Source organism: Stenotrophomonas sp. S41 (assembly GCF_016624625.1).
Taxonomy (GTDB): domain Bacteria; phylum Pseudomonadota; class Gammaproteobacteria; order Xanthomonadales; family Xanthomonadaceae; genus Stenotrophomonas.
Genome location: NZ_JACVTV010000128.1, coordinates 1 through 11,646, shown reverse-complemented (window position 1 = coordinate 11,646; position 11,646 = coordinate 1). Strand labels below are relative to the sequence as shown.

The window sequence follows — 11,646 nt, the reverse complement described above, 5'->3', positions numbered from 1 at the left end:
GACGTATTTACGGCGTCCCCCTCAACCGGACCCACCACGCCAACCCACGGAATGCACGCGTTTGACGTTGACGTTGATTCAAAGCAGGTGCAGGGCTGCAAGCCCTGCAAGACAAACCCCTACCGGGTCTGCCCTTCGCCGCGCACCACGAAACGTTCGACCGTCAGCGCTTCCAGGCCCATCGGCCCATACGCATGCAGCCGCGTGGTGGAAATGCCGATCTCGCTGCCCAACCCCAGCTGGCCACCATCGGAGAAGCGCGAGGAGGCGTTGACCATCACCACCGCCGAGCGCAGTGCGTTGACGAAGCGCTCGGCATTGGCCGTGTCTTCGGTGGCGATCACCTCGGTGTGGTCGGAAGTGTAGGTGCGGATATGCGCGATGGCGGCGTCGAGATCGTCGACCACGCGCACTGCCAGCACCAGGTCGAGGAACTCGGCCGCGTAATCCTCATCGGTGGCAGCCGTGCTGCCCGGCAGCAGCGGCTGCGCGCGTTCGTCGGCACGCAGCTGCACGCCACGTTCGCCCAGCGCCTGCGCCGCGCGTGGCAGGAACACCTCGGCAACGTCGCGGTGCACCAGCAGCGTTTCCAGCGAATTGCAGGCCGCCGGGCGGCTGCACTTGCCATCCACCAGCAGGGCAACGGCCTTGTCCAGGTCGGCACTGGCATCCACGAACAGGTGGCAGACGCCCTTGTAGTGCTTGATGACCGGTACGCGCGCGTGCTCGGCCACGAAACGGATCAGCCCTTCGCCACCACGCGGAATGGCCAGGTCGATAAGCTCGTGCAGCTGCAGCAGCTCCAGCATGGCCTCGCGACGCAGGTCGGTCAGCACGGTCACCGCGGCCGGCGGCACGCCGTTGGCCTGCATCGCCGCGGCCAGTGCCTGGGCGATGGCGGTGTTGGAATGGATCGCCTCCGAGCCACCGCGCAGGATCACGCCGTTGCCGGCCTTCAGGCACAACGCGGCGGCTTCGGCGGTCACGTTCGGGCGCGCTTCGTAGATCATCGCGATCACGCCCAGCGGCACGCGCACCTTCTGCACGCGGATGCCGTTGGGGCGCACGTCGTCGCGGGTCACCTGCCCCACCGGGTCCGGCAGCGCGGCCACCTCGCGCACGGCCTCGGCCATCGCGAACAGGCGCGCCGGATCCAGTGCCAGGCGGTCGAGCATCGCACTGCCGACGCCCTTCTCGCGTGCAGCGGCGAGGTCACGGGCATTGCCGGCCAGGATCAGCCCGGCGTTCATTTCCAGCGCCTGGGCCATGGCCTGCAGCAGCTTGCCGCGTGCGGCGCTGTCCAGGCCAGCGACCACCTGGGCCGCGTCACGGCAGCCACGTGCCTGCGCTTCGATCTCACTCATGGGGGTGTCCTGCAGTCCGGTCATGGCAGCACCAGATCGTCGCGATGGACGACGGTACCGCCGTAGTTGTAGCCGAGCACGGCCTGGATGTCGCGCGAATGGCGGCCGGCGATGCGGCGCACGTCATCGGCGGCGTACTGGCTGACGCCACGGGCGACGCAGAGGCGTCCCTGTGGCGCGTTCCAGCACACCTGCACCATGTCGCCGCGGCGGAAATCGCCGTCGGCACCGGTGATGCCGCCGGGCAGCAGCGAGGCGCCCTTCTCGCGCATCGCCTGCGCCGCGCCGGCATCGATCAGGATCGCGCCTTCGGCCAGCGGTGCGTGACGCAGCCAGTGCTTGCGTGCTGCCTCGCGGCTGCGCGCGGCGTGGATGCGGGTGCCGAACAGGCGATCCTGCGCCAGCGCGCGCACCACGTCGCCGCTGCGGCCGTTGAACAGATAGGTTTCGATGCCGAGCCGGCCGGCCTTGGCCGCGGCTTCCAGCTTGGTGCGCATGCCGCCGGTGCCGGCGCGCGAACCGGCACCGCCGGCCATCGCCAGCACCGCGTCATCCAGCTCGGGCACGTCATGCAGCGGGCGCGCATCGGAGACGGTGCGCGGGTCGGCGCTGTACAGGCCGTCGATGTCGGTGGCGATGAACAGCGCATCGGCATCGACCAGCGCGGCCACGGTGGCGGCGAGATTATCGTTGTCGCCCAGCTTGAGTTCATCCACCGATACGGTGTCGTTCTCGTTGACCACCGGCAACGCTCCCAGGCGCAGCAGCTCGGTCAGCGTGGCGCGTGCATTGAGGTAGCGGCGGCGGTTGCGCAGGTCGTCGTGGGTCAACAGTACCTGGGCAACCGGGCATTCGAAGAAGCGCTGCCAGAGCCCGATCAGCTGGGCCTGGCCGAGTGCGGCCAGTGCCTGACGCGCGGCCATCGCCGCGCCCGGCTCATCGGCACGCGGCAGGATGGCACGGCCGGCGGCGACCGCGCCGGACGAGACGATGACCACCTCGCGCCCGGCCAGCACATTGGCCGAGACGAACTGGGCCAGGCCCAGCGCATGGCGCGGCGACAGGCCACCGCCATCGGCGGCCAGCAGGCTGCTGCCGACCTTGAGCACGGCACGCCGCCACGGCGGCAGCGCTTGTTCGGGGAACGGCGAGGCGACGTGGGTGGCGTGCAGGGTCATCAGGTGCGCCTCAGCGGGTGTTCCATTCGTGCACGGTCAGGTGCGAGGCCTGCATCGTCACCAGCGGATCGGTGGCGACGATGGCCTGGGCGTCGGCCAGGCTGCCTACGTTGCACAGCAGGTAGGCGCCGCCGGTGCCATCGCTGAAGCCACCGGTCAGCTGCAGCTGGCCGCGTTCGCGCAGTGCATCGAGGAAATCCAGGTGCGGCTGCACGGCGGCGGCGTTGAAGTCGGGCCGGCGCATGGCCAGCACCAGGTAGACGGTGCCCGCCATCAGGCCAGCGCCTGCCAGCGCGTGCGCAGCTCGTCCAGGCGCAGGTCGGCAGCCGAGCCCGGCGACACGCGCGCGGCCAGGCTGCCTTCCGGCGTGCGGCCCTGCCCTGCACTGTCGGCACCGGCGGCCGCAGCCTTGTAGGCCTCGCGGAACGGCACGCCGGCCACGGCGGCTTCCACCGCCACGTCGGTGGCATACATGCCCGAATCGATCGCCGAACGCAGCTTGTCGTCGCGCCATTCCAGGTTTGCCAGCAGCGCCGGCAGCAGTTCCAGCGCAGCGAGGCCGCGGCCGAAGCCGTGGAAGATGGCGCCCTTGGACGACTGCAGGTCGCGGTGGTAACCCGACGGCAGCGACAGCAGCTGCTCGATCTCGGTACGCGCAGCGGCGACGCTGGCGTGGGTGGCGCGCATCAGTTCGATCACGTCCGGGTTGCGCTTGTTCGGCATGATCGAACTGCCGGTGGTGTACTGCGCCGGCAGTGCGACGAAGCCGAATTCGGCGCTGGTGAACAGCGAAAGATCCCAGGCGATGCGGCGCAGGTCCAGGGTCGCGCCACCCAGCGCTTCCAGTGCGGCCAGCTCGAACTTGCCGCGCGACAGCTGCGCGTAGATCGGCGAGATCTGCATGCGCGCAAAGCCCAGCGCGGCGGTGGTGTGTTCGCGGTCCAGCGGCAGGTTCACGCCGTAACCGGCGGCGGTGCCCAGCGGATTGGCGTCGACCAGCGCATGGGTATCACGCGCACGCACGGCGTTGTCGATGAAGGCCTCGGCCCAGCCGGCCCACCACATGCCCGCCGAGGACACCACGGCGCGCTGGATGTGGGTATAGCCGGGAAGCGGCAGGTCCTTCTCGGCCTGCGCGCGATCCAGCGCGACCTTGGCCACTTCGGCGCTGATCTGGGCCACGCGCTGCAGCTTTTCCTTCAGCCACAGGCGGGTGGCGACCAGGATCTGGTCGTTGCGGCTGCGGCCGGTGTGGATCTTGCGGCCGGCATCGCCCAGGCGCTCGGTCAGGCGCGCTTCGATGGCCGAGTGGCCATCCTCGTACTGCGTATCAAGCACGAAACGGCCTGCGCGGAAGTCCTGCGCCAGCACTTCCAGTTCGCGCAGCAGGCCTTCCAGCTCGTCGGCGCTGAGGATGCCGATGTGCTGCAGTCCCTGGGCATGCGCGGCGCTGGCGGCGATGTCGTGCAGGAAGAATTCGCGATCAAGGATCACGTCATCGCCGGCGAGGAAGGTCTGGATCTGGGCGTCGACGGCGACGCCGGGCTTCTGCCAAAGAAGGTCTGCCATGGGGGGCTCCGGGAATGCGGTAACTAAGCGGTGTCAGTGCGGGATCGACGTCAGTTCGTCGATGCCCAGCGCGAGGTTGAGGTTCTGCATGGCCTGGGTGGCCGCGCCCTTGAGCAGGTTGTCCAGGGTCGCCACCACCACCACCCGCTTGTTGCCCGGGGCCAGGGTGAAGCCACCGACCTGCGCGCCATGGCGGCCGGCGATGTGGCTGACCCACGGCGCCTCGTCCACGATCTCCACCAGCGGCTCACCGGCGTAGGCCTGCTGGAAGCGCTCGACGATCTGCTCGCGGGTCTGCGCGCGGTTCAACCACAGGTTGGCGGTGAGGGTGATGCCACGGAAGTGCGGGGCCACGTGCGGCATGAACTCGACCGGCACGCCCAGCTGCGCGGAGACTTCGCGCTCGTGCATGTGGTTGGTCAGCGAATACGGCATCAGGTTGTCGGCCAGCAGCTCGGGATTGTTCTTGTCCGAGGGCGAGGTGCCGGCGCCGGAGTAACCGGAGACGCCGAAGCACTGCGGCGGGCCGGCCAGCAGGTCCAGCAGCGGGTGGATCGCCAGCTGCATCGCGGTGGCGTAGCAGCCCGGGTTGCTGATGTGCTTCTGGCCCTGGTAGCGGCCGCGGGTCAGTTCCGGCAGGCCGTAGTACCACTGGCCGTCGAAGCGGTAATCAGCCGACAGATCAACGATCACGGTCTCCGGCTTGGCGGCCTGGATGGCGGCCACGAACGGTGCGGCCAGGCCATTGGGCAGGGCCAGGATCACCGCGTCCACGCCCTTGGCGGCTACCGCATCGGCGTCCAGGTTTTCGTAGTGCAGCTCACCGGTGTATTCCGGGTGATGGTCGGCCAGGGGCTTGCCGGCCAGTTCGCGCGAGGACACGAAGGCAAACTGCAGGCGCGGGTGCGCGGCAACCAGCTTGATCAGCTCTGCGCCGGTGTGGCCGCGGGCACCGACGATGCCCAGGGTGTAAGTCGAATCGTTCATGCGTGATGGTCCAGGCGGTGCTGCAGGTGGCGCTTCACGCCCTGCCATTCCGCGTCGATGATGGAAAAGATGACGGTGTCGCGCGGCGTGCCGTCGGCATGGCGGGTGTAGTTGCGCAGCACGCCGTCCTGCTTGGCGCCGAGGCGGGCGATGGCAGCGCGCGAGGTGTGGTTGAACCAGCTGGTTTCCAGCACCACGCTGATGCAGCCCAGGGTCTCGAAGGCGTGCTGCAGCAACAGCAGCTTGGCCTCGGTGTTGACCCCGGTGCGCTGCACGCGCGGGGCGTACCAGGTGTAGCCGAGGCTGAGCCGCGGCACGCCCGGTTCCAGCGCATAGAACCGCGTGCTGCCGACGATCACGCCGGCCGCATCGCGGATCACGAACGGCAGCACCTTGCCTTCGGCCTGCACGTCCAGCGCGGCCTGCACGTAGTGCCCTGCCCGCTCCGGCGACGGCACCTGGGTGTACCAGAGCTGGTCCAGGCCGCTGCCTTGCAGCGCCGCGGCCAGGCCGGGCACATGCTCAACCTGCAGCGGCTCCAGCATCACGTGCTGGCCGCGCAGGGTGGGTACGGTGGACCAGGCATCGGCGTGGTTCATCGCGCTCAGTCCTTCAGGCTCGGCGGGCGCGCGGCGCAGTGGTCGACGTAGGTCCTGATGCGGTCGATGCCATCGGCGCCGAACCAGAACACCTTCCAGGTGTTCTGCTTGTAGCAGCCATCGGATTCGGCGTAGTAGAAGTGGTTGATCGGGTTGCCGTTGCGCGAGCGCCAGAACAGCTGCGGGGTTTCTTCCAGCATCACGTTCCAGACCGCACGGCCCAGGCCTTCACCCTGCGCGTCGTCGAGCACGGCGAACTTGTCCAGGTACACGCCTTCGGCTTCGTCGGTGAGGATGACCGCGGTGCGGTAGTTCTCGCTGACGTAGGCGCGCAGCAGCTTGGTCTTCTCGAAATAATCCGGCACCAGGGTGCGGCCGAAGCTGGATTCGATCAGGCCCTTCAGGCGCGGCAGGTCCAGTTCGTCCCAGCCTGTGGCGCGCAGCACTTTCTCACCCTTGCGCACCAGCGTGCCCGAGCCCTTGTGGGTGAACAGTTCCTTGGCCAGGTCGGCGGGGCGGGTGATCGACACCGACGATTCCAGCGGCAGGCGGTCCAGCAGATCCTTGATCTGCTCGATCTTCACCTTCATGCCGCCGTGGATCCACGGCTGCGCGATCAGGTGGTCGTATTCGGTGGACAGGTTGATCGAATCGATCACGCTGCCCGACTCGTCCAGCAGGCCGCCGGTGCCGGTAAGGAAGATGATCTTGTACGGCTGCAGTTCCTGCACCAGCTCGTTGGCGGCGAAATCGGCGTTGACGTTGAGGATCTGGCCGCCGGCGGTCTCGCCCAGGCTGGTGATGACCGGGATCGAACCGGCACGCAGGCTGGCCTCGATCGGGGCCAGGTTGACCCGCTTCACTTCACCGACCAGGCCGTAGGTATCCACGTCCAGGTATTCGGCTTCGAACACGCCGCCGGTGATGGAGGTGGCGCGCGCACCATTCTGCTGCAGGGCCTCGACCAGGCGCAGGTTGGACTGCTGGAACACGCGGCGCACGATCGCCAGCGCTTCCGGCGAGGTCACCCGCAGGCCGTTGACGGTCTGCTTCTCGATGCCGGCGGCCGACAGTTCGGCATCCAGCTGCGGGCCGGCGCCGTGCAGCACGATCGGGGTCAGGCCGACTTCCTGCAGGAACGACAGCGAGGAGGTCAGCGCTTCAAGATCATCGCGCAGCACCGCGCCGCCGACCTTGACCACGGCGAAGCGCTTGGCGTCCAGCTGCGAGAAACGCTTGAGGTACTGGCTGATCTCCTTCGCGCTGGCCATGCTGGAAAGCAGGCGCACGATGGTCTGGCGGGTCTGGCGGTGGGGCTGGAGGGCAGGAGACATTTCGGTTTCGTCAGAAGGTAGGTATCAGGCGCCGGCGGCGATGATGCGATGCACGGCGTCGGTGTAGCGCTGCAGCTGGTCCAGCGTCACGAACTCATCGGCGGTGTGCGCCTGGGCGATGTCGCCCGGGCCGAACACCATCGTGGTGTAGCCACCGGCCGAGAACAGCGAGGCCTCGGTCCAGAAGTCCACCGCGTTGCCGATCGGCAGCTCCAGCGCATCGGCCACGTCGCGCGCCAGCAGGCGGCGGTTTTCGGCTTCGGCGATGTCACCGGCCGGCAGGCTGGGGCCACGGAAGGTTTCGGTGAACAGCGCAGCGTCCGGTTCGGCAAAACCGGCGAAGGTGGCCAGCAGCGCATCGATGTCCATCGACGGCAACGGGCGGAAGCCGAAACGCACTTCCGCGGCCGGGGCGATCATGTTGGCCTTGATGCCCCCCTCGACGCGACCGATGTTGAAGCGCAGGCCGGTGAGGCCGCCGAAACGCGCCGAGGCCAGCGATTCCACATGATCCAGCGCGCGGTTGCCCCAGCGCATGGCCTGGTGCAATGCACTGGCCGCCGCATCCTGCTTGCCCGAGGCATGGCCGGCGCGGCCGGCGAACTGCATCAGCACCGAGCTGATGCCACGGTGGGCCAGCACGGCCTCGCTCATGGTCGGCTCGGCCACCAGCACTGCTTCGTACGGCAGGCCACGGGCCAGGAACGCGGCGATGCAGCGCGGGTCGTTGGCTTCCTCGTCGCTGGAGAACAGGAACGCGGCGTCGCCATCGCTGGCGTTGGCCGCGGCCACCAGCGCAGCGGCCGCGCCCTTGATGTCACACACGCCGAGGCCGACCACGCGGTCATCCAGGCGGCGCATCACGTGCGGGTCGGCACTCCAGTGCGGCGAGTCCGGCACGGTATCCAGGTGCACGTTGAACAGGTACTTCGGCGTACCGCGCACGGCGTACAGGCTGACCGCACCGGCACCGTGGTCGATCACCTCGACGTTGAACCCGGGCAGGTTCGCGCGCAGGTAATCGAAGATGCCACCGGTGGTGATCGCACGCGGCGGGTTGCGGGTGTCGAAGGACACCAGGGCCTGCAGGTGATCGAGCGTCTGTTCAAGCATGAATCAACAATCCTGTGGGATTCCGCCGGGCATGGCCCGGCGCTACCGTAATGCGTCTGGTGGAGAGCCCCCTTCTTGTTGAAGGGGGCGCGCCAACGGCGCGGGGTTGAGGCGGAATGCGTGGTCAATCGCTCAGCGATTGACCTGCGCGTACAAGGTCGAGCTCATGCCGAACAGCTTGATGAAGCCCTCAGCCTCTTCCACACCCCAGTCGGCCGACTGCGCGTAGGTGGCACCCTTGGTGTTGAGCAGGTGCGGCGACTTCACGGCCACCGCGTCGACGCGGCCACCACGGGTTTCCAGCACCACTTCACCGTTGACCTTGGCCTGCGAGGACTTCAGGAAGGCCTCGATGTCGGTCTTCAGCGGGTCGTGGTAGAAGCCTTCGTACACCAGCTCCACCCACTTGCGTGCCACGTCCGGCTTGAAGCGGTTCTGCTGCTTGGTCAGCACGGCATCTTCCAGCGCGCGGTGCGCGGCCAGCAGCGAGACCAGACCCGGGGCCTCGAACACGATGCGGCCCTTCAGGCCGATCACGGTGTCACCGGTGTAGACGCCACGGCCGACGCCGTACGGGGCGAACAGCTTGTTGAGCTGGGCCAGGATCTGGTCGCCCGGCAGCGCCTTGCCGTCCAGTTCGACGGCTTCGCCTTCGACGAACTTCAGGGTCACGGTCAGGGCCTGTTCCGGCCACTCGCTGCGCGGTGCGCACCAGCCGCGGGCACCCTCGCCCGGGGCTTCCCAACGGTCGATCTCGCCGCCGGACATGGTCAGGCCCAGCAGGTTCTCGTTGATGGTGTAGGCCTGCTGCTTGGCGCGCACGCCGAAGCCGCGCTCTTCCAGGTACTTCTGCTCGTAGGCGCGGGTCTGGGTGTGTTCCTTCTGGATCTCGCGGATCGGCGCGATGATCTGGTAGTCACCCAGGGCCTTCACGGCCAGATCGAAACGGACCTGGTCGTTGCCCATGCCGGTGCAGCCGTGGGCGATGATGTTGGTGCCCAGTTCGGCGGCACGCTTCAGCGCGGCATCGACGATCAGGTAGCGGTCGGAGACCAGCAGCGGGTACTGGCCCTGGTAGCCTTCGCCGGCCCACACGAACGGCTTGACGAAGCCTTCCCAGATGGCCGGGCCACCGTTGACGGTCTGGTGGCTGGCAACGCCCAGCTCGGCGGCACGCTTTTCGATGAAATCGCGCTCCTCATCATCCACGCCGCCGGTATCGGCGAACACGGTGTGCACGTTGTAGCCGCGCTCCTGCAGGTAGGGCACGCAGAAGCTGGTATCCAGGCCGCCGGAGAAGGCGAGAACGACGTCTTTGTTGCTCATGGGAATCAGGTCCACTTGGGGGGATGGGAATTCGGTAGAGCCGACCGTTGGTCGGCTGGAATGTTGAATGCGCCGCGGGGGGAGCAGCCGACCAACGGTCGGCTCTACCCTTGTTTGAATCAGCGCCCGGCAACCGCCGCCATGATCGCCTTCTGCACGTGCAGTCGGTTCTCGGCTTCGTTGATGGCGATGCACTGCGGCGAATCCATCACGCCGTCGGTGGCCTTGACGTTGCGGCGCAGCGGCAGGCAGTGGCTGAACACACCGTTGTTGGTCAGCGCCATCTTGCGTTCGTCGACGATGAAGTGCTTGAACTGGTCGCGGATCGGCTTTTCCGGCTCCCAGTTGCCGAAGAACGGCAGCGCGCCCCAGCTCTTGGCGTAGACCACGTCGGCACCGGCGTAGGCGCTGTCGATGTCATGGCTGATCTTCAGCGAACCGCCGCTCTCGGCGACGTTCTGCTCGGCCCAGCCCATGTAGCGGTCGTCGAGGATGTAGTCGGCGGTCGGGCACAGCAGGGTCACGTCCATGCCCATGCGGGTGGCGATGGTCAGCGCCGAGTTGGCCACGGCGGTGTTCAGCGGCTTGGGGTGGTAGGTCCAGGTCAGCACGTACTTCTTGCCGCGCAGGTCCTGGGTGCCGAAGTGTTCCTGCAGCGCCATCACGTGGGCCAGTTCCTGGCACGGGTGGGTGATGGTCTCCATGTTGATGACCGGCACCGGCGAGTACTTGGCAAAGCTGTTGAGGACGATGTCCTGGCGGTCGTAGGCCCAGTCCTGGAACTTGGGGAACGCACGCACGGCGATGATGTCGCAGTAGCGGCCCAGCACCTTGGCTACTTCCGCGATGTGCTCTTCCGTGTCGCCGTCCATCACCGTGCCGAGGTTGAACTCGATCGGCCACGCATCCTTGCCCGGCTGCAGCACCACCGCGTGGGCGCCGAGCTGGAACGCGCCCAGTTCGAAGCTGGTGCGGGTGCGCATGGACGGGTTGAAGAACACCAGCGCGATCGACTTGCCCTTGAGCTGGTCGCCGAGCTTGTTGCGCTTGAACAGCGCGGCCTGGGTCAGCAGCGCGTCAAGATCGCTGCGGCTCCAGTCCTGGGTGTTCAGGAAGTGCTTGGGGGACATCATCTTTCCTTGCGTGGCGGCGCCGGTGGCTCGGCGCGGTGGAAGGGAGAACAGGCAAACAGGGTGGAGCGAAAAAGTTGCAGATGAAGCTTTCGGAACATGCACTTTTGAAGCGCGGAAACGAAAAAACCCAGCCGGGAGGCTGGGTTTTCATCGGACGAACAGCAGAAAGCTCCGGTTACCCAGCGAGGATGTGGGGTTCCGGTCGACGGGCACGCGACGTCATGCCAGTGGCCTGGCGGGCGGCGCTGCTGTCGTGCTGGAAGTCGGTGAGCTTCATGGTCGATTATCTTTGCATGGGGGCGGGGTCGGCGCAAGACCCTGCGGCCAGGCAGATCAGGGGGTACCGGCGGTGGCCTGTTCCGGGCCCACCCACGGGGTGATCGACACCCGGATCTTCAGCCGGTTGCCCGGGTCTTCAGGCAGCCGCGAGCGGTACTTGGTGCCCTTGTAGACGTAGTCCACGTCATAGGCGATGGGCCGGCGGAACTCACGCCCGACCGGCACGATCTTGCAGTCGCGGGTCAGCATGGGGCCGTTGTTGGCCGGGGCCGGGGTCGGATTCTCGGCGGCCACCTCCTGGGCGGCCTCCTCGTCGCTGCGCTTGAACATCGAGCGGACCGAGTCCCAGAAGCGGCCGATCCGGCCCTTGTCTTCCACCGGCTCCTCGCCGGTCACGTTGACCGGGGCCAGGGTGCGGGTCGAGATCGGCTCGCAGTGCTCCTCGGTCCGGGTCGCGCGCAGGGTCTGGAACACCGGCTCGACGTTCAGCACCTGGGCGTAGTCGAACTTCACGTTCTCCACGATCACCACGCGGTTGCGGGGTTCGGCCTCCTGGGCCTGGACCACGACCGGCGCCGCCGACAGGCAGGCCAGGGTCAGCAACGCGGTGGATTTCATTGGCGATGGAAGAAAGGGCACGGCGATAGTGTAGGCAGTGACGACCGGCAGGGGCTGAACATTACCCGTCCGCGCAGTTCCTGCCCACCCCTCGGCGCGGGCACCGGCCAGCATTTCCTCCGGATCACGGCGCGACAGCTTGCCGT

General features: G+C 67.5%; 11 protein-coding genes. All 11 read right to left on the bottom strand.

Annotation, left to right across the window (positions count from 1 at the left end; genetic code table 11):
• Positions 1–119: 119 nt before the first annotated feature.
• The 11 genes from IAE56_RS18795 to IAE56_RS18745 all read right to left on the bottom strand — a co-directional run bounded on the left by IAE56_RS18795 (position 120) and on the right by IAE56_RS18745 (position 11,500).
• Positions 120–1,388 carry a glutamate-5-semialdehyde dehydrogenase gene (locus IAE56_RS18795; protein WP_200753580.1) on the bottom strand — a complete coding sequence of 423 codons (1,269 nt, stop codon included), beginning with the start codon at positions 1,386–1,388 and terminating at the stop codon, positions 120–122.
• Complete coding sequence (gene proB, locus IAE56_RS18790) at positions 1,385–2,542, bottom strand: glutamate 5-kinase (protein ID WP_200753579.1); 1,158 nt, start codon at positions 2,540–2,542, stop codon at positions 1,385–1,387. Before proB ends, IAE56_RS18795 begins: the two co-directional genes overlap by 4 nt.
• 10 nt (positions 2,543–2,552) lie before the next feature.
• Positions 2,553–2,816, bottom strand: coding sequence for a YciI family protein (locus tag IAE56_RS18785; protein ID WP_200753578.1), 264 nt, complete (start codon positions 2,814–2,816; stop codon positions 2,553–2,555).
• Positions 2,816–4,111 carry an argininosuccinate lyase gene (argH, locus tag IAE56_RS18780; protein WP_200753577.1) on the bottom strand — a complete coding sequence of 432 codons (1,296 nt, stop codon included), beginning with the start codon at positions 4,109–4,111 and terminating at the stop codon, positions 2,816–2,818. Before argH ends, IAE56_RS18785 begins: the two co-directional genes overlap by 1 nt.
• Positions 4,112–4,144: 33 nt before the next feature.
• Entirely contained in the window at positions 4,145–5,098 is a 954-nt protein-coding gene (gene argC / locus IAE56_RS18775) for an N-acetyl-gamma-glutamyl-phosphate reductase (protein WP_200753576.1), read from the bottom strand.
• Positions 5,095–5,697, bottom strand: a complete 603-nt coding sequence (locus tag IAE56_RS18770) for a GNAT family protein (RefSeq protein ID WP_108769372.1) — start codon at positions 5,695–5,697, stop codon at positions 5,095–5,097. Before IAE56_RS18770 ends, argC begins: the two co-directional genes overlap by 4 nt.
• A 5-nt stretch (positions 5,698–5,702) precedes the next feature.
• On the bottom strand, positions 5,703–7,031 hold the full coding sequence (locus IAE56_RS18765; RefSeq protein WP_164075407.1) for an acetylglutamate kinase: 1,329 nt from the start codon (positions 7,029–7,031) through the stop codon (positions 5,703–5,705).
• 24 nt (positions 7,032–7,055) lie between these two features.
• Entirely contained in the window at positions 7,056–8,144 is a 1,089-nt protein-coding gene (locus IAE56_RS18760; protein ID WP_200753575.1) for an acetylornithine deacetylase, read from the bottom strand.
• A gap of 132 nt (positions 8,145–8,276) precedes the next feature.
• Complete coding sequence (locus IAE56_RS18755; RefSeq protein ID WP_200753574.1) at positions 8,277–9,470, bottom strand: argininosuccinate synthase; 1,194 nt, start codon at positions 9,468–9,470, stop codon at positions 8,277–8,279.
• 119 nt (positions 9,471–9,589) lie between these two features.
• Positions 9,590–10,600 (bottom strand): N-acetylornithine carbamoyltransferase, encoded by a 1,011-nt coding sequence (locus tag IAE56_RS18750; protein ID WP_108769376.1) that lies wholly within the window; start codon positions 10,598–10,600, stop codon positions 9,590–9,592.
• Between the two features lie 336 nt (positions 10,601–10,936).
• Positions 10,937–11,500: a hypothetical protein gene (locus IAE56_RS18745; protein WP_200753573.1), complete on the bottom strand. Its 564-nt coding sequence runs from the start codon at positions 11,498–11,500 to the stop codon at positions 10,937–10,939.
• Positions 11,501–11,646: the final 146 nt, after the last annotated feature.

What these genes read in the sequence shown, in the direction of transcription:
- IAE56_RS18795 (WP_200753580.1), bottom strand. Translation starts at nt 1,388, where the DNA reads ATGACCGGACTGCAGGACACCCCCATGAGTGAGATCGAAGCGCAGGCA.
- IAE56_RS18785 (WP_200753578.1), bottom strand. Translation starts at nt 2,816, where the DNA reads ATGGCGGGCACCGTCTACCTGGTGCTGGCCATGCGCCGGCCCGACTTC.
- IAE56_RS18770 (WP_108769372.1), bottom strand. Translation starts at nt 5,697, where the DNA reads ATGAACCACGCCGATGCCTGGTCCACCGTACCCACCCTGCGCGGCCAG.
- IAE56_RS18765 (WP_164075407.1), bottom strand. Translation starts at nt 7,031, where the DNA reads ATGTCTCCTGCCCTCCAGCCCCACCGCCAGACCCGCCAGACCATCGTG.
- argH (WP_200753577.1), bottom strand. Translation starts at nt 4,111, where the DNA reads ATGGCAGACCTTCTTTGGCAGAAGCCCGGCGTCGCCGTCGACGCCCAG.
- IAE56_RS18760 (WP_200753575.1), bottom strand. Translation starts at nt 8,144, where the DNA reads ATGCTTGAACAGACGCTCGATCACCTGCAGGCCCTGGTGTCCTTCGAC.
- IAE56_RS18755 (WP_200753574.1), bottom strand. Translation starts at nt 9,470, where the DNA reads ATGAGCAACAAAGACGTCGTTCTCGCCTTCTCCGGCGGCCTGGATACC.
- IAE56_RS18745 (WP_200753573.1), bottom strand. Translation starts at nt 11,500, where the DNA reads ATGAAATCCACCGCGTTGCTGACCCTGGCCTGCCTGTCGGCGGCGCCG.
- proB (WP_200753579.1), bottom strand. Translation starts at nt 2,542, where the DNA reads ATGACCCTGCACGCCACCCACGTCGCCTCGCCGTTCCCCGAACAAGCG.
- IAE56_RS18750 (WP_108769376.1), bottom strand. Translation starts at nt 10,600, where the DNA reads ATGTCCCCCAAGCACTTCCTGAACACCCAGGACTGGAGCCGCAGCGAT.
- argC (WP_200753576.1), bottom strand. Translation starts at nt 5,098, where the DNA reads ATGAACGATTCGACTTACACCCTGGGCATCGTCGGTGCCCGCGGCCAC.